This is a genomic window from Streptomyces sp. RLA012, assembly GCF_056270325.1.
Genome location: NZ_JBWDPA010000002.1, coordinates 8,433,954 through 8,451,418 on the forward strand (window position 1 = coordinate 8,433,954; position 17,465 = coordinate 8,451,418).

At 71.0% G+C, this 17,465-nt stretch carries 12 protein-coding genes; 9 read left to right on the forward strand and 3 right to left on the reverse strand.

The genetic code is table 11. The features are described from left to right. Positions 1-110: 110 nt before the first annotated feature. Positions 111-2,837, forward strand: a complete 2,727-nt coding sequence (gene polA, locus RV986_RS38685; protein WP_475921838.1) for a DNA polymerase I — start codon at positions 111-113, stop codon at positions 2,835-2,837. Positions 2,838-3,431: 594 nt separating this feature from the next. Further along, positions 3,432-4,394 carry a serine hydrolase gene (locus tag RV986_RS38690; RefSeq protein WP_475921839.1) on the forward strand — a complete coding sequence of 321 codons (963 nt, stop codon included), beginning with the start codon at positions 3,432-3,434 and terminating at the stop codon, positions 4,392-4,394. Here the strand turns inward: RV986_RS38690 and RV986_RS38695 are convergent. Beyond that, complete coding sequence (locus RV986_RS38695) at positions 4,315-5,169, reverse strand: DUF4184 family protein (protein ID WP_475921840.1); 855 nt, start codon at positions 5,167-5,169, stop codon at positions 4,315-4,317. The genes RV986_RS38690 and RV986_RS38695 overlap by 80 nt on opposite strands. A 256-nt stretch (positions 5,170-5,425) precedes the next feature. On the opposite strand from RV986_RS38695, the gene RV986_RS38700 reads away from it, so the two are divergent. From RV986_RS38700 to pgfA, 3 genes are all read left to right on the forward strand, one after another. Beyond that, positions 5,426-7,147, forward strand: a complete 1,722-nt coding sequence (locus RV986_RS38700) for a lytic transglycosylase domain-containing protein (protein ID WP_475921841.1) — start codon at positions 5,426-5,428, stop codon at positions 7,145-7,147. Positions 7,148-7,323: 176 nt separating this feature from the next. Beyond that, positions 7,324-7,458, forward strand: coding sequence for an SPW_0924 family protein (locus RV986_RS38705; RefSeq protein WP_362519077.1), 135 nt, complete (start codon positions 7,324-7,326; stop codon positions 7,456-7,458). Between the two features lie 21 nt (positions 7,459-7,479). Continuing rightward, positions 7,480-8,472, forward strand: a complete 993-nt coding sequence (gene pgfA / locus RV986_RS38710; protein WP_475921842.1) for a cell envelope lipid trafficking protein PgfA — start codon at positions 7,480-7,482, stop codon at positions 8,470-8,472. Here the strand turns inward: pgfA and hrpB are convergent. Together hrpB and RV986_RS38720 are read right to left on the reverse strand one after the other, a co-directional pair. After that, positions 8,462-11,023: an ATP-dependent helicase HrpB gene (gene hrpB / locus RV986_RS38715; RefSeq protein ID WP_475921843.1), complete on the reverse strand. Its 2,562-nt coding sequence runs from the start codon at positions 11,021-11,023 to the stop codon at positions 8,462-8,464. The two genes, pgfA and hrpB, sit on opposite strands and share 11 nt — an antisense overlap. Positions 11,024-11,027: 4 nt before the next feature. After that, entirely contained in the window at positions 11,028-12,023 is a 996-nt protein-coding gene (locus tag RV986_RS38720; protein WP_475921844.1) for a class I SAM-dependent methyltransferase, read from the reverse strand. A gap of 226 nt (positions 12,024-12,249) precedes the next feature. Between RV986_RS38720 and rpsA the strand changes: the two genes are divergently transcribed. The 4 genes from rpsA to coaE all read left to right on the forward strand — a co-directional run bounded on the left by rpsA (position 12,250) and on the right by coaE (position 17,460). Continuing rightward, positions 12,250-13,755 (forward strand): 30S ribosomal protein S1, encoded by a 1,506-nt coding sequence (gene rpsA, locus RV986_RS38725; RefSeq protein ID WP_475921845.1) that lies wholly within the window; start codon positions 12,250-12,252, stop codon positions 13,753-13,755. Positions 13,756-14,085: 330 nt separating this feature from the next. Further along, positions 14,086-15,612 carry a flavin monoamine oxidase family protein gene (locus RV986_RS38730; RefSeq protein ID WP_475924587.1) on the forward strand — a complete coding sequence of 509 codons (1,527 nt, stop codon included), beginning with the start codon at positions 14,086-14,088 and terminating at the stop codon, positions 15,610-15,612. Between the two features lie 197 nt (positions 15,613-15,809). After that, on the forward strand, positions 15,810-16,748 hold the full coding sequence (locus RV986_RS38735) for a PAC2 family protein (protein ID WP_475921846.1): 939 nt from the start codon (positions 15,810-15,812) through the stop codon (positions 16,746-16,748). Between the two features lie 103 nt (positions 16,749-16,851). Beyond that, a complete protein-coding gene (gene coaE, locus RV986_RS38740; RefSeq protein ID WP_475921847.1) occupies positions 16,852-17,460 on the forward strand; it encodes a dephospho-CoA kinase in 609 nt (202 codons plus the stop codon). Positions 17,461-17,465: the final 5 nt, after the last annotated feature.

Below are 17,465 nucleotides of genomic sequence, written 5' to 3' on the forward strand. Positions count from 1 at the left end.
TCGCATGCACGTATGAAGTACATCGGCGATCCTCGCACGCGCCGCTGACAATGCCTGTGGCCGGTCCCGGAAGGTCCGCACTGTCAGTGGGGCGTGGCAGGATCGGGGGCGTGGCAGAAACAGCATCGAAGAAGACCGAGAAAACCGCAGGTACGGGCCGTCCGCGGCTGATGCTCATGGACGGGCACTCGCTGGCGTACCGCGCGTTCTTCGCGCTGCCCGCGGAGAATTTCACGACCGCGACGGGTCAGCCGACGAACGCAATCTATGGTTTTGCGTCGATGCTGGCGAACACGCTGCGCGACGAGGCGCCCACGCATTTCGCGGTGGCGTTCGACGTCTCGCGCAAGACGTGGCGCTCCGAGGAGTTCACGGAGTACAAGGCGAACCGCTCGAAGACCCCGGACGAGTTCAAGGGGCAGGTCGAGCTGATCGGCGAGCTGCTGGACGCGATGCACGCGCAGCGGTTCGCGGTCGACGGCTTCGAGGCCGACGACATCATCGCCACGCTCGCCACGCAGGCCGAGGCCGAGGGCTTCGAGGTCCTGATCGTCACCGGTGACCGCGACTCCTTCCAGCTGGTGTCCGAGCACACGACGGTGCTGTATCCGACGAAGGGCGTCTCCGAGCTGACCCGGTTCACTCCGGAGAAGGTCGTCGAGAAGTACGGGCTGACGCCGGCGCAGTACCCCGACTTCGCGGCGCTGCGCGGCGACCCGTCGGACAACCTGCCGGGCATCCCGGGGGTCGGTGAGAAGACGGCCGCGAAGTGGATCAATCAGTTCGGTTCGTTCGCGGACCTGGTCGAGCGCGTCGAGGAGGTGAAGGGCAAGGCCGGGCAGAACCTCCGTGACCATCTGGAGGCGGTGAAGCTCAACCGCCGTCTCACGGAGATGGTGAAGGACGTGGAGCTCCCGAAGACGGTCACCGACCTGGAGCGCGCGGCGTACGACCGTACGGCGGTGGTGATGGTGCTGGACACCCTGGAGATCCGTAACCCGTCGCTGCGCGAGCGTCTCTTCGCCGTCGACCCGGGTGCGGAGGAGTCCGAGGCCGCGGCGCCGGTCGCCGAGGGTGTCGAGCTGGACGGGGTGGTGCTGGGCGCGGGTGAGCTGAAGCCGTGGCTCGCCGAGCACGGTGAGGCGGTCCTGGGCATGGCGACCGTCGACACGTGGGCGCTGGGTTCGGGCTCGGTGGCCGAGGTCGCGCTCGCGGCGGCGGGCGGGGCGGCGGCGTGGTTCGACCCCTCGCAGCTGGACGAGGCGGACGAGAACGCGTTCGCGAAGTGGCTCGCCGACCCCGAGAAGCCCAAGGTGCTGCACAACGCCAAGGGGGCGATGCGGGTCTTCGCCGAGCACGGCTGGACGGTCGGGGGCGTGTCCATGGACACCGCGCTCGCCGCCTACCTGGTCAAGCCGGGCCGTCGCTCCTTCGCGCTGGACGCGCTGTCGCTGGAGTACCTGGGCCGGGAGCTGGGGCCCGCCGCCGCGGCCGACGGTCAGCTGGCCTTCGGTGCGGACGACCAGGCCGAGGCCGAGTCGCTGATGGCGCAGGCCCGCACGATCCTCGACCTGGGGGAGTCGTTCGGGGAGAAGCTGGCGGAGGTCGGCGCGGCCGAGTTGCTGCGTGACATGGAGCTGCCGACGTCGGCTCTGCTGGCCCGCATGGAGCGGCACGGCATCGCGGCGGACCGGGCGCACCTGGAAGCCATGGAGCAGATGTTCGCGGGTGCCGTGCAGCAGGCGGTGAAGGAGGCGCACGCCTCCGTGGGGCACGAGTTCAACCTCGGCTCGCCCAAGCAGCTCCAGGAAGTCTTCTTCGGCGAGCTGGACCTGCCCAAGACGAAGAAGACGAAGACGGGTTACACGACGGACGCGGACGCGCTGGCCTGGCTGGCCACGCAGACCGACCACGAGCTGCCGGTCATCATGCTCCGCCACCGTGAGCAGGCCAAGCTGCGGGTGACGGTCGAGGGGCTGATCAAGACGATCGCCGCGGACGGCCGGATCCACACCACGTTCAATCAGACGGTGGCCGCGACGGGCCGGCTGTCGTCGGTGGACCCGAACCTGCAGAACATCCCGGTCCGTACGGAGGAGGGCCGCGCGATCCGCCGTGGCTTCGTGGTCGGTGAGGGCTTCGAGTCCCTGATGACCGCGGACTACAGCCAGATCGAACTGCGTGTGATGGCCCATCTGTCCGAGGACGAGGGCCTGTTGGAGGCGTTCACGTCGGGCGAGGACCTGCACACGACGGTGGCGTCCCAGGTGTTCTCCGTCGAGCGTGCGGCGGTCGACGCGGAGATGCGCCGCAAGATCAAGGCGATGTCGTACGGCCTTGCCTACGGGCTGTCGGCGTTCGGTCTGTCCCAGCAGTTGAACATCGACGCGGGCGAGGCGCGTGCGTTGATGGACACGTACTTCGAGCGCTTCGGAGGCGTACGGGAGTATCTGCGCCGGGTCGTGGACGAGGCCCGCGCCACGGGGTACACGGAGACCCTCTTCGGCCGCCGCCGCTATCTGCCCGACCTGAACAGCGACAACCGCCAGCGCCGTGAGATGGCCGAGCGCATGGCTCTGAACGCGCCCATCCAGGGCACGGCGGCGGACATCGTCAAGATGGCCATGCTGAACGTCGACCGGGCGCTGCGCGAGGCCGGTCTCAAGTCCCGCATGCTCCTCCAGGTCCACGACGAAATCGTTCTGGAGATCGCCCCCGGGGAGCGCGCGGAGACGGAGGAACTGGTCCGCCACGAAATGGCGTCCGCCGTGCACCTCCGAGCGCCCCTGGACGTCTCCATCGGCTCGGGCCCGGACTGGGAGTCAGCAGCGCACTAGCCGCCGGCGGTGGGGCGGCTGGGGGGGTGGCTTTCGGCGGTCGGGCGACTGTGTGCAGGGGGCTCCGGTTCCATCGGGCGGCTGGGGGTGGCCTGCGGCGGCCGGGAGCGCGGCCGGGGGTGGCTTCCGGCCGTCGGGCGACTGCGGGGTAGGAGTGGGCTCCGAGGGGCGCGGGGTGTAGCAGCGCCGGATCGGGCCACGACCACAGCCCCGGCCCAGTCCAGCCCCGACCTAGCCCCGGCCCAGTCCAGCCCCGGGCTGGCCCGGCCCGGTCCGGCACCACCGGCAGAAGCAAGCGCTGCCTGGGCCAAGCCCTCGGTCTGAACCAAGCCCTCGGCCCCGGCCCTCAGGCCGGCTCTCAGCCCGAGTGGCACCATCTCTCGGTTCTGGAGGCCGCCCGCAGGGCAGAGGCCCCGTGCCACCCGCGGGGCGCACCCGGTGTGTGTCTTGCGAGCCGCCCGCAGGGCAAGCCCCCGTTCCGGTGAGCCGGAAGCGCAGGGTGAGGGATGGCCTGCTCAACCCCCGGAAGGAACCGTCACCCGCGTGGCCCCCGCAAAGACGCCCCCCGCGCAAGGGGACCGTAAGGATGCGGGCATGGGTATACGCATGGTCCACCGCCGTACGGCCGTAGCCACAGCCGTCGTCTCCGCGCTGCTCGCGCCGGTACCCGCAGTGGCCGCGAGCGCGAGCACCGCCCAGGTGCCCGCAGCCTGCCGTTCCACCCGCAATCCCGACCTCGCCGCCCGGTTGTCGCGCGACATCCGGGCCGCGCTGTCGTCACGCCAGGGCACCGTCTCCGTGGCGGTGCACGACGACAGGACCGGTCTGACGTGCGCCCTCGCGAGCGAGCGCCAGTACGACTCCGCGAGCGTCGCCAAGGTCACGATCATGGAGGGCACCCTGCGCCGCGCGGACGAGCTGCGGCGCACTCTCACCAAGTGGGAGGACGCCAACGTACGCCCCATGATCACCGCTTCGGACAACGACGCCGCCGTGCGTCTGTGGGCCGACCTGGGCCGCTTCTACCTGGACCGCTTCCTGCACCGCGTCGGAACCCGCCGCACCGAGCTCGGCCCTGCCGGGTACTGGGGCCTGACCCGCACCACGGCCGCCGACCAGATGCGGCTGCTGGGCGTGCTCACCGACGCCCGCTCGTTCCTCACGAGCCGCGCCTACGGTCTGAAGCTGCTGAACCAGGTACGCAGCGACCAGCGTTGGGGCGTCCCCGCCGGTATGCCGGCCGGTCTCAGGGCGCACATCAAGAACGGCTGGCTGCCCCGGTCCACCCATGGCTGGCGGGTGCACAGCGTCGGCGCGTTCACGGGCGCCGACCGCACGTACCGCATCGTCGTGCTCTCCCACGACAACCCGACGATGGCGTACGGGGTCCGCACCATCGAGCGCCTCGCCCAGGCCGTCCACCGCGGCCTCAACCAGGGGCGTGGCCTCGTCCAGGGGCCCACACCGGAGAACAAGGTCAACGAGGTGTCCGACGGTTCGGCTCCGTACGGGCCGGTGCCGGGCCGGGACGAGCCGGAGCCGGACGCCACATCCTGACCCCGAGGGCGTACAGCGCGAGGCCGAGCACCAGACCCGCGCCCGCGCCGAAGCACAGCGCCGGGATCAGCTCCCACGGCTTCGCGCCGGAACCCCAGTAGGCCCACCAGCGCGAGGCCCGCTGCACGGCGCCCACGAGAGCGCAGCAGCCGAGGACGGCGGCCGCGAGCCACCGGTCGGAACGCGCCAGTGCTGGTACCCCCACCGGCTCGACGGAGGGTGCCCGGCGCAGCGCGACGACCACGAAGGCCACGATCACGACGGCCCCGACCACCGAACTGCCGTACTGCGCGTAGGTGAACACCGGCATGCCGTCGACGCTCCGCCCCAGGACGGGAAACAGCCGTACCCCCCACCGGTCGTGGTGCGTGAACGCGTCCCACACGACATGCGTCAGCCCGCCGAGTACCGCCGAGACGTACCACCACAGCGCAGACGACGGACGCACAGGCCGGCGAGGTGTCCCGCAGCGCAGCAGCCCCGCGGGACGGCCCTGCAGGGCCCGTGGCAGCAGCGCCACCAGCGGCTCGCGCAGCACCAGCCAGGCGCCCACGAGTGCCCAGGAGACGAGCACGTCGAAGGTGAGGACGGCGGTGAACGAGTGCGTGAACTCGCCGAACTCCATCGCTCCGGGGAGCACGCTCGCCGCGTAATAGGTCATGTCGGGAGAGAGCGAACCGGCCACGAGGGCCGCGGGCACCAGTCGTCCGCGTCCGCTTCCGTCGCCGCGTACGGCGGGCAGTACGGCTGCCGCGTGGCTGAGAGTGAAGGGCAAGTCGTCCCCCTGTGGCTGACTTCGACCGGACTTGTCGGCCTCGGTGATCACCGGCACTCAGTATGAGGGACGTCTGAAAACGCTCGAACGCTCTGTCCCGCGGCTGGTGTTCTCTCGGACAATCACACATGGCCAACTGGTGAAAACCGGGCGCGAACGGGTGCCCGGGCGACGGAAGTTGTCGTAGGGTCACCTGGGTCACTGAGCCAGCGAACGCGCAGAGCGCGGGCGGTTGTCCATGGGAGGGGTTCACTGAATGGCGGCGCATTTCGGCAGACTGCGCAAGGGCGCGGCGACCACTGCTGTGGCCGCGCTCGCGGTCGCGGCCCTGTCCGCATCCCAGGCCCCGGGAGTGGTCGGCGACGAGCTCGGCGGCCAGACCCCCACCGGTACCCAGTCCTCACCCGAGGCGAGCACCGGCGGTGAGGGCGGCGGCGCGACGGGCAACTCGCCGTACTACACCGACCTGCCGCCGCTGAACAGTCCCAACCCGAGTCCGTCGGCGAGCCCGACCGTAGGCGCGCCCACGTCCGTGGGCGAGGCCGAGGCCGGCATACCTGCGACCGTCCTCGATGCCTACAAGAAGGCCGAGACCTCCCTGCGCGCGTCCAAGCCGGGCTGCAATCTGCCCTGGCAGCTCCTCGCGGCCATCGGCCAGGTCGAGTCGGGCCAGGCCCGTGGCGGCCGCGTCGACGCGAGCGGCACGACGTACTCGCCGATCCTCGGCCCCAAACTGGACGGCAACGGCTTCGCGCTGATCGCCGACACCGACAACGGCGCGTACGACGGCGACGCCGCGTACGACCGCGCGGTGGGCCCCATGCAGTTCATCCCCTCCACGTGGGAGTGGGCGGGCCGGGACGGCAACGGCGACGGCAAGGAGGACCCCAACAACGTCTACGACGCGGCGCTCGCGGCCGGCCACTACCTGTGCCGGTTCGACCGCGACCTGTCGGTGCAGTCGCAGATGAACGCCGCGATCCTGAACTACAACAACTCGACGGCCTACCTCAACACGGTCCTGTCGTGGCTGGAGTACTACCGCAAGGGCACCCACGAGGTGCCGGACGGCACGGGCACAGTGCCCTCGCACAGCAGCAACGACGGCTCCGGGGCGAGCACCGCCCCGTCCTCGCCGTCGACGCCGAGCACCTCGGCGCCCAGCACCACAAAGCCCGGCACGCCCAAGCCGGGCGGCGGCTCGACGAGCCCCGGCACGGGCCAGTCCCCGCCGGGTTCGTCCTCGCCGAGCACGCCTCCGGCGTCTCCCGCGCCTCCCACGCCCACCCAGACGGTGGACCACATCGAGGACGCGAACACCGGGAAGCTCACCGCGACCGCGGGCAGCGCCTTCGGCACCAAGGTCGCCGTGCGGGCGGAGACCCAGGCGGGCAAGGCCGTGCCGAAGGTCCGGGTGCGGTTCATGATCATCGGGGACACGGACGCCACCTTCACCGGCGGCGAGAGCTTCGCCACGGTCGTCACCGACAGCACGGGCACGGCCGCCGCGCCCGCACTCGTCGCGGGCGAGAAGGCGGGCGACTTCACGGTCCGCGCCCTCGTGGTGGGCCGTGTCCTGGGCGGTCTCGACTACACGGCCACCGTCACCGCGCGGCAGGCCGACGCCCTCACCCGCACCGGCGACGCCGCGCTGACCTGTGTGCCGGGCGGCGAGTTCGCCGACCAGGTCGAGGTGAAGGCCACCTACAAGGGCGCTGTCGCGGGCAAGGTCGCGGCCACCGCGACGCTCGTCAAGTCGGCGGACGACGCGACCGCGAACGACAAGGGTCCGTACTTCAAGGACGCGGACGGCAAGGCGATCCGCACCCTCACGGACCTCACGACGGACACCGACGGCGCGCTCAAGCTCCCGAAGCTGTACGCGGACGACGCGGCCGGTACGTTCCTGCTCCGGATCACCACCACGGGCGGTGCGACGCTGACCGTCGAGCTGACGGTCGCCGCGGCCGCCTCCTAGGCCGTACGCGCGTCAAGGGCGCCCCTCCGCTTCCGGGCGGAGGGGCGCCCTTGTCTGTGTGTGCAACGTGTTCTCATTTCGCCCCGCCGTTGCTACGGTGCCCGACCTGACGACGTATCAGTTCACGTATCGGTCCACGTATCGGTTCTTGATCCTCCGTCCCCGGGAGGCCCCGCATGCGCGCCCTCATCGCCGCCGCGACCGGTCTCGCCGTGGCACTCGCCCTGGTGCTCACGATCACGGCCATGGGCTCGCCGGCCGGCAAGACCTCGCCCAAGCCGCTGCTGACGACCGTGCCCGCACACCCGTAACGCTCAGGGAGGGACGCCGAGATGCGTCGCAAGGCCAGCCTGATCCTGCTCGCCTTCGCCGTGTTCTTCGCGGCGCTGTCCCCGCTGCTGCGCTGGTACGCCTTCCCGCGGCTGGCCAAGATCCCCGCCAACCAGTACCAGGACATGGTCCTGGAGGCGAAGGACGCGACCCTCCTCGACTACGGCACCATGCAGGCCAAGAAGGTCCCCAAGGTCACCGTCGTACAGACCCTGAAGGGCAACGTCGAGGCCTCCGACCGCATCGAGAGGACGGCGGGCCGCGACGTCGTCGTCTGGGACACCCTCTCCTACGTCCAGGGGCCCGACGGGAAGATGGTCTCCAAGCTCCCCGAGCGCTACATCTTCGACGCGCACTCCCAGGACCCCGTCCACGCCACCGGTGAGTCGGTCGACGGCGACCCCGTCACACGCGAGGGCATCGAGTTCAAGTGGCCCTTCCAGACGGAGAAGCGGGACTACGAGTACTTCGACGCGCAGACCCGCACCTCGGCCCCCATCCACTACAAGGGCACCCAGACCTTCCGCGGCGTCAAGGTGTACTACTTCGAGCAGACCATCCCCTGGACGAAGGTCGCGTTCCCCAAGGTGATGCCCGTGCAGGGCATCACTCCGGAGTCGGTCGCCAGGACGGGCACGACACGCTGGTACACGACCGTCCGCAAGTTCTGGGTGGAACCGGTCACCGGAGCACCCGTCTACGGCGAGGAGATCCACAAGGAGGAGCTGCGCGGCGGCACGCTCCTGGGGGACCGCGACAAGGTGACCGCGTTCGCCGGCCACGTGAAGATGCGCGAGGACTACATCAAGCACACGGTCGCCCTCGTGAAGTCCAACCGCACCCTGGTCCTCCTGCTGACGTCGTACCTGCCGTGGGGCTTCCTGCTCCTGGGCGCCGCCCTGCTGTCCCTCGCCCTCTACCTGGAGGCACGCAGCCGCCGCCCCGGGGACCCGGCCCCCACCGAGGCGGCGGAACCGGAGCCGGTCAGCGCCTGAGGCGCGCGTTCGTGTGCCGGGTCGGCCGGGCGGTGGCCGGGTCCTCGGGCCACGGATGCCTGGGGTACCGGCCGCGCAGCTCGGCCCGCACCGCCTTGTAACCGTCCTTCCAGAAGGAGGCGAGGTCGGCGGTGACGGCGGCGGGGCGACCGGCGGGCGAGAGCAGATGGACGAGTACGGGCACACCGGCGACGGCCGGGGACTCGTCCAGCCCGAACATCTCCTGCACCTTGACGGCGAGCACCGGCTGCTCCGGGTTGCCGTAGTCGATCCGGATCCTGGACCCACTGGGCACCTCGATCCGCTCGGGCGCGAGCTCGTCGAGACGGGCCGCGTCGCCCGTGGCCCAGGGCAGCAGGCGGTTCAGGGCCTGCCCGGCGTCGATCCGTGCCAGATCGGCCCGCCGCCGGGCGCGGCTCAGCTCCGGCTCCAGCCACTCCTGCACGCGCGCGTGCAGGGCGTCGTCGGAGACGTCGGGCCAGGGCTCACCCAGGTGCAGCCGCAGGAACCCGAGCCGCCGCCGCAGTCCCTCGGCGTCCGGGGACCACCGCAACAGGCCGAGCCCGTCCTCCCGCAGCCCTTCGAGCAACGCCTCCCGTACGAGCCCGGAGTCGGCGTTCCTGAGCGGACGCACCGCCAGCTCCACGGCCCCGAGCCGCTCGACCCGCCGGGCGACGACATCGCCGTCGGCCCAGTGGACCTCGTCGTCCTCGCTGTACAGAGGTGCCGCGGCCCGCCGCGCCGTGTCCTCGTCGACCACCGCGGCGAGCCGCACGCGCGCGTGCCCGGCACCGACGGGCCGGTCGGCCACGGCGACCGCCAGCCAGGGCGCGCCGCGCAGGACCGAGCCGTCGCCGAGGTCGGCACGGGTGCCGTTGAGCATGAGGCAGGAGCCGCCCTGTGCGCGGGCCAGCCGCTCGGGGAACGCCAGCGCGGCCACCAGCCCGGCCACGCGATCGTCGCCCCCGCCGGACGGCCGAGGACCACCTTCGGGCCCACCGCCGGGGGCGCCGTCCTGGGCGTGGGGGCGGGAACGTCCTGTCGACGCGGAGCGGAGGCGTCGGGCCTCGGTGTGCCAGCGGGCGGCGTAGGGGTCGCCGCCGCGCCGGGCGGCCCGCCAGGCGGACGCGAGGTCGTCGCCGTACTCCCGCGGCGGTTCCTCGCTCAGCAGGGCGACCACTTCGGCGGCCCGGTCCGCGCCCACCACGGGGGCCGCGTCCAGCAGCGCCCGGGCGAGCCGGGGGTGCAGACCCAGCCGGGACATGCGCACACCCCGTTCCGTGGCCCGGCCGGCAGGGTCCACGGCACCCACCGCCGTCAGGACTGCACGCGCCGCCGCCATCGCCCCGCCCGGCGGCGGGTCCAGCAGCGCCAGCCCGGTGGCCTCCGGATCGCCCCAGCAGGCCGTCTGCAGGGCGAACGCCGTCAGGTCGGCCACCTTGATCTCCGGGGCCGGGAAACGCGGCAGACGGGCGTCCTCGGCCTCCGTCCAGCAGCGGTACACCCGCCCAGGCGCCTCACGTCCGGCCCGCCCCGCCCGCTGCCGCCCGGCTGCCTGCGAGGCCCGTACCGTCGTCAGCGCGCTCAGCCCGCGTGCGTGGTCCACCCGGGGTTCCCGCGCCAGCCCGGAGTCGACGACCACCCGTACCCCCGGAACCGTCAGCGACGACTCCGCGACGGAGGTCGCCAGGACCACCCGGCGTCGGGCGCCGGTCCCCGGTGACAGCACCGCGTCCTGCACGGCGGCGGGCGCCCGCCCGTGCACCTGGAGCACGTCGACCCGGCCGCCCAGATCTCCCAGCCCGCCCGCCACCCGCGCGATCTCCCCGACCCCGGGGAGGAAGCAGAGGACGTCCCCCTCGCACTCCGCGAGCGCCCGCCGCACCACCGACGCGACATGCGTCAGCAGTGCCGGGTCGACGCGCATGCCGTGCGGCGGCCGCACCGGCCGTGCCGGAGGCGCCCACTCCACCTCCACGGGGTACGACACGCCCTCCGCCGCGACGACGGGCGCGTCGCCGAGCAGCCGCGCCCAGCCCGCGGCGTCCGTCGTCGCGGACGCGGCCACGAGCCGCAGCTCGGGGCGGAGCGCGGCGCGGACGTCCAGGAGGAACGCGGCGACCGTGTCGGCGTCCAGATGACGTTCGTGGCACTCGTCGAGCACCACCACGTCGACGCCCGCGAGCTCCTGGTCCCGCTGGAGCCTCTGGAGGAGCACTCCCGTCGTGACGACCTCCACGCGGGTGCGTGGCCCCACCACCCGCTCCCCGCGCACGGTGTACCCGACGCTCTCGCCGACCTTCTCGCCGAGCAGCCACGCCATCCGCCGGGCGGCGGCCCGGGCGGCGATCCGGCGCGGCTCGGCGACCACGACCCCGGACCCCGGCCCCGCGCCGTCCAGGAGTCCGGCGAGCGCCAGCGGCACGAGGGTCGTCTTGCCGGTCCCGGGCGGCGCCACGAGCACGGCGGCGCCGCCGCCCTCCAGGGCGTCGTTCAGGGCGGGCAGGGCGCCGCGTACGGGCAGCGCGTCCAGGGACTCGTAACGGATCACCCGTTCAGTCTCGTACGCATACGAAGATCGCCGTGCCGGGGATCAGGTTCCCGCGCAGCGGGGACCAGCCGCCCCACTCCTGGGTGTTCCAGGCGGGCCACTCCGGTTCGACCAGGTCGAGCAGCCGGAAGCCCCCGGCCACCACGTCCCGCACCCGGTCGCCGACCGTCCTGTGGTGCTCGACGTAGACCGCGTGACCCTCCTCGTCCTGCTCGACGTAGGGAGTGCGGTCGAAGTAGGAGGAGGAGACGGACAGACCCTCGGGGCCGGGTTCGTCCGGGAACGCCCAGCGGATCGGGTGCGTCACGGAGAAGACGAAGCGGCCGCCGGGGCGCAGCACCCGGTGCACCTCCTTCAGGACGCGCACCGGGTCGGCGACGAACGGCAGCGCCCCGTACGCCGAGCACGCGAGGTCGAAGGAGCCGTCCGCGAAGGGCAGCGCGCCCGCGTCGGCCTCCACGAGGGGCACCCGGCCGCCGATGCGCAGCGCGTGCTGGAGCTGGCGGTGGGAGAGGTCCAGGGCGACCGGACGGGCCCCCTGGGCGGCCAGCCAGCGCGAGCACTGGGCCGCGCCGGCGCCGATCTCCAGGACGTCCTTGCCCTTGAGGTCCTCCGGCGGGCCGAGCAGCTCGGCCTCCACCTCGTCGAGGCCCTCGGGGCCCCACACGAAACGGTCGTCCCCGAGGAACGTGCCGTGCTCTGTCTGGTAGTCGTCCGCGTTCCGGTCCCACCAGCCGCGGTTGGCGCGGGAGCTCTCCGTGACGTCGGCGTCGCGGCGGGTCGCCTCCGGCTCTGCGGGTTCGGGCTCCCGGACCTCGGAGCGTTCCGGTTCTTGGATGTCGGGCTCTTGGATGATCGGCTCCCTCGTATTAGTCTGCGGGCTCGTCCAACTGGTCTCGGGCGTGTCACGGCAGGGGCTGCGTACGGCCCGCGTGGCCTCGTGAGACAGGTTTTGTGCCGGGTATGCGGCGATCCGCCCCGGGTGTGCGCCTTCGCGCATTGACCCTGCCCGGCTGCCCCCGTATGCTACAAGTTGCGCTGCGGGCCTGCGCTCCTCAGACGTAGCAGGCTGCGCTCGCATCTGTATGTATGTCCCCTCGGTTTTCGAGGCGCCTCCGGGTCACCGGATTGGCGCTTCCTTGGCCGTCCGGCTTCTACAGGGCGAAACGGGCTCCCGGCGTAAGCAGTACCTACGACTCTCTGTCCGTACCGGAGCCCTTTCCCACATGACGAGCAGCACCGAGACCACCGCCACCACTCCGCAGGTTGCGGTCAACGACATCGGTAACGAGGAAGCCTTCCTCGCCGCGATCGACGAGACGATCAAGTACTTCAACGACGGCGACATCGTCGACGGCGTCATCGTGAAGGTCGACCGGGACGAGGTCCTGCTCGACATCGGTTACAAGACCGAAGGTGTCATCCCGAGCCGCGAGCTCTCGATCAAGCACGACGTCGACCCGAACGAGGTCGTCGCCGTCGGTGACGAGATCGAAGCCCTTGTTCTCCAGAAGGAGGACAAGGAAGGCCGCCTGATCCTCTCGAAGAAGCGCGCCCAGTACGAGCGCGCCTGGGGCACCATCGAGAAGATCAAGGAAGAGGACGGCATCGTCACCGGTACCGTCATCGAGGTCGTCAAGGGTGGTCTCATCCTCGACATCGGCCTCCGTGGCTTCCTGCCGGCTTCTCTCGTCGAGATGCGTCGAGTCCGCGACCTCCAGCCCTACGTGGGCAAGGAGCTCGAGGCCAAGATCATCGAGCTGGACAAGAACCGCAACAACGTGGTCCTGTCCCGCCGTGCCTGGCTGGAGCAGACCCAGTCCGAGGTTCGCCAGACGTTCCTCACCACCCTCCAGAAGGGTCAGGTCCGCTCCGGCGTCGTCTCCTCGATCGTCAACTTCGGTGCCTTCGTGGACCTGGGTGGCGTCGACGGTCTCGTGCACGTCTCCGAGCTCTCCTGGAAGCACATCGACCACCCCTCCGAGGTTGTCGAGGTCGGCCAGGAAGTCACCGTCGAGGTCCTCGACGTCGACATGGACCGCGAGCGCGTCTCCCTGTCGCTCAAGGCGACGCAGGAAGACCCGTGGCAGCAGTTCGCCCGGACGCACCAGATCGGTCAGGTCGTCCCGGGTAAGGTCACCAAGCTCGTTCCGTTCGGTGCGTTCGTCCGCGTGGACGAGGGCATCGAGGGTCTGGTCCACATCTCCGAGCTGGCCGAGCGCCACGTGGAGATCCCGGAGCAGGTCGTCCAGGTCAACGACGAGATCTTCGTCAAGGTCATCGACATCGACCTCGAACGCCGTCGCATCAGCCTCTCGCTGAAGCAGGCCAACGAGTCCTTCGGTGCCGACCCGGCCTCGGTCGAGTTCGACCCGACCCTGTACGGCATGGCCGCGTCGTACGACGACCAGGGCAACTACATCTACCCCGAGGGCTTCGACCCCGAGACCAACGACTGGCTCGAGGGCTACGAGACCCAGCGCGAGGCGTGGGAGCACCAGTACGCCGAGGCGCAGTCGCGCTTCGAGCAGCACCAGGCTCAGGTCATCAAGTCCCGCGAGGCCGACGCTCAGGCCGAGGCCGAGGGTGCCGGCTCCGCCGGTGCGGCTCCGGCGGCCTCCGGTGGCGGCGGTGGTTCGTACTCCTCGGAGTCGGACGACACCTCCGGCGCCCTGGCATCGGACGAGGCCCTGGCGGCTCTCCGCGAGAAGCTCGCCGGCGGCCAGAGCTGAACACGGCTCACCGCTAGGCAGTCGTCCGTGACTGCCGGGCAGTAGTGCATGACTGAGGGCCCGCACCCGACTGGGTGCGGGCCCTCAGTGCGTTTCCTCCCCAGTCGTTCCCGGTCGTCCGCTTGGGCGTCCAGTGGGCTGCACGCGTGCGCTTGCAGAAACGTTCGGGATACACGAGTAACTGATGGGCCGTAACCCGCCGTTGGGAGGCTTCCCCGGTCGTTCAAGATCGAAAGGGGAGCCCCCGTCATGGCACAACCTCAGAGCGGTCCTGGTACGAGTCGGCGTTCGTTCCTGCGCAATGTGGGTCTCACGGGCGGCGCGGGCACGATGTTCGCCACCATGGGCGCCCTCGGCCTCGCCCCCACGGCCGAGGCGGCCCAGCGCGAGCAGTCCTTCCGCGCCCCGCAGCCGGGCGACTTCACCCTCACCGGGCGCGGCGCCGCCAAGGTGGTCATCGTCGGCGGCGGCATCGCCGGCCTCGCGTCCGCGTACGAACTCGGCAAGGCGGGCTACGACTGTACGGTCCTGGAGGCCAGAGGCCGCACCGGCGGCCGCAACTTCACGGTCCGCGGCGGCGATTCCACCACCGACCTGTACGGCAACACCCAGACGGCCCGCTTCAGCGACGGCCAGTACATGAACTGCGGCCCCGCCCGCATCCCCCAGTGGATGATCACCCTCGACTACTGCCGTGAACTCGGCGTCCCCATCGAGGTGTTCACCAACGTCAACGCGGACGCCTACCTCTTCAACGAGTCCACCGGGATGAAGAAGCCCGTGCGGTACCGCACCGCGAAGGCCGATGTGTACGGCCATGTCTCCGAGTTGCTCGCCAAGGCCACCGACAAGGGCGCCCTGGACAAGGAACTGACCGCCACCGACCAGGAGAAACTCGTCGAGTTCCTCAAGGACTGGGGGGAACTCGGCGACACCCTGGCGTACGAGGGCGGCGAGCGCCGCGGGTACACGACCGTCCCGGCCGCCGCCGGTACCCCCGGAGTACTCCTCGGCGACGTCCCGTCCGCCTCCGACGTCCTCGCCACCGGTGTCGGCCGCTACTTCTCCTTCGAGTTCGGCTTCGACCAGGCGATGCTGATGTTCCAGCCCGTGGGTGGCATGGACCGGATACCGCGCGCGCTCACCAGGGCGATAGGCGGCCACCGCATCCGTACAGGGGCCGTGGTCTCCAAAATCACCGACAAGGGGAGCGGTGTTTCGGTCACCTACACCCAAGGGGGCCGTACGAAGGTGATCGACGCCGACTACTGCATCGGCGCGCTCCCGCCCAACATCTTCGCCAAGATCCCGCACAACCTCGGCTCCGGAGTGCAGACCGCCCTGCGGGCCATCACGCCCTCGTCGGCGGCAAAGATCGGGCTCGAATACCGTTCCCGCTGGTGGGAGCTTGATCACAACATCTACGGCGGTATCACCGAGACCGACCAGGACGTCACGCACATCTGGCACCCCTCGTACGGCTTCCACGGCGCGCGCGGAGTGATGATCGGCTACTACAACTACGGTGACGACGCCGACTCGTACGCCGAGCTCACACCCAAGGACCGCGAGAAGCGCGCGGTGGCGGCCGGCGTGAAGATCTACGGCGAGAAGTACCGCACCGAACTCGCCTCCTCCTTCTCGCACCACTGGCGCCAGACGCCCCACCTGGAAGCCGCCTGGCACAGCACCCCCGGCGGCCCCGACGACCCCCGCTACAAGCCGCTCAACGAGCCCACCGGACGCGTCTACTTCGCGGGCGACTGGCTCAGCTACACCGACGCCTGGCAGCACGGCGCGTTCACCTCCGCACGCAAGGCGGTCACCGCGCTCCACGCGCGCGTGCTCTCGTCGTAAAACGAGCATGCTCCTCCACACGAGCACGTGCGCGAGTACGTGCTCGTGTGGAGGACCCTTCCAGCAGCGGCTGACGGGCCGAGAGGTCGTAGGGGGCCAAGAAGCCGGTAAGAAAGCACTGGTGATCGAGCGCGGGCGGGGAATGCCCGCGCTGCGCACCATGTTGTGCAGTACGAACACGAGGAGGAGCGGTCACAGTGCTTGATCCGCAGGGTTTGTACGCATGGGAGCCGAAGGGCCTGGCCGTGGTGGACATGGCACTCGCCCAGGAGTCGGCCGGTCTGGTCATGCTCTACCACTTCGACGGATACATCGACGCGGGCGAAACGGGTGACCAGGTCGTCGACCGTCTGCTCGACACGCTGCCTCACCAGGTCGTGGCACGCTTCGACCACGACAGGCTCGTGGACTACCGGGCGCGCCGCCCGCTGCTGACGTTCAAGCGCGACCGCTGGACCGACTACGAGGAACCCACGCTCGACGTGCGCCTCGTCCAGGACGCCACGGGCGCGCCCTTCCTGCTGCTCTCCGGCCCCGAGCCGGACGTCGAGTGGGAGCGCTTCGCCGCCGCCGTCCAGCAGATCGTGGAACGGCTGGGTGTCCGTCTCTCGGTGAACTTCCACGGCATCCCCATGGGCGTCCCGCACACCCGACCCGTGGGCCTCACCCCGCACGGCAACCGCACCGAGCTGGTGCCGGGCCACCGCAGCCCCTTCGACGAGGCGCAGGTCCCCGGCAGCGCCGAGTCGCTCGTCGAGTACCGCCTCATGGAGGCCGGACACGACGTCCTGGGCATCGCCGCGCACGTTCCGCACTACATCGCCCGCTCGCCGTACCCGGACGCGGCACTGACCGCCCTGGAGGCCATCACGGGCGCGACGGGCCTGGTGCTCCCCGCCATCGCGCACTCCCTGCGCACCGAGGCGCACCGCACCCAGACGGAGATCGACCGGCAGATCCAGGAGGGCGACGAGGAGCTCGTCTCCCTGGTACAGGGCCTTGAGCACCAGTTCGACGCCGCCGCCGGAGCCGAGACCCGGGGCAACATGCTCGCCGAGCCGGTGGATATCCCGTCGGCGGACGAGATCGGGCTGGAGTTCGAGCGCTTCCTGGCGGAGCGCGAAGGCGACGCCTAGGCCCACGTCGGGGCGCGCTCCTCGGGGTCGCCCTCTGCGGAGGTCGAGCCCCTCTCAGGGGCCCGTGGAGGGCTTGTCACCGGCAGGCCCTAAGCTCTCGGGCATGCTGAAGGTTGGCCTGACCGGCGGTATCGGCGCCGGCAAGAGCGAGGTGTCGAGGCTGCTCGTGCGGCACGGCGCGGTGCTGATCGACGCGGACCGGATCGCGCGGGAGGTCGTCGCGCCCGGAACTCCCGGGCTCGCGGCCGTCGTCGATGCCTTCGGCGCGGACGTACTCGCGCCGGACGGCGGCCTGGACCGCCCCCGACTGGCCTCGATCGTCTTCGCGGACCCCGAGAGACTCGCCGTCCTGAACTCGATCGTGCACCCCCTGGTGGGCGCCCGCTCCCGCGAACTGGAGAGCGCCGCCGCCGAGAACGCCGTCGTGATCCACGACGTCCCGCTGCTCGCCGAGAACGCCCTCAGACCGCTGTACGACCTCGTGGTCGTGGTCGACGCCAGCCCCGAGACCCAGCTCGACCGTCTGGTCCGGCTGCGCGGCATGACCGAGGAGGACGCCCGCGCGCGCATGGCCGCCCAGGCCACCCGCGACAAGCGCCTGCAGATCGCGGACGTCGTCATCGACAACGACGTACCCCTGGAGGAGCTGGAGCGGCGCGTGGGGGAGGTATGGGCGGATCTCGTCCGCCGCGCGCACTCCCGCCAGGAATAGCCGCC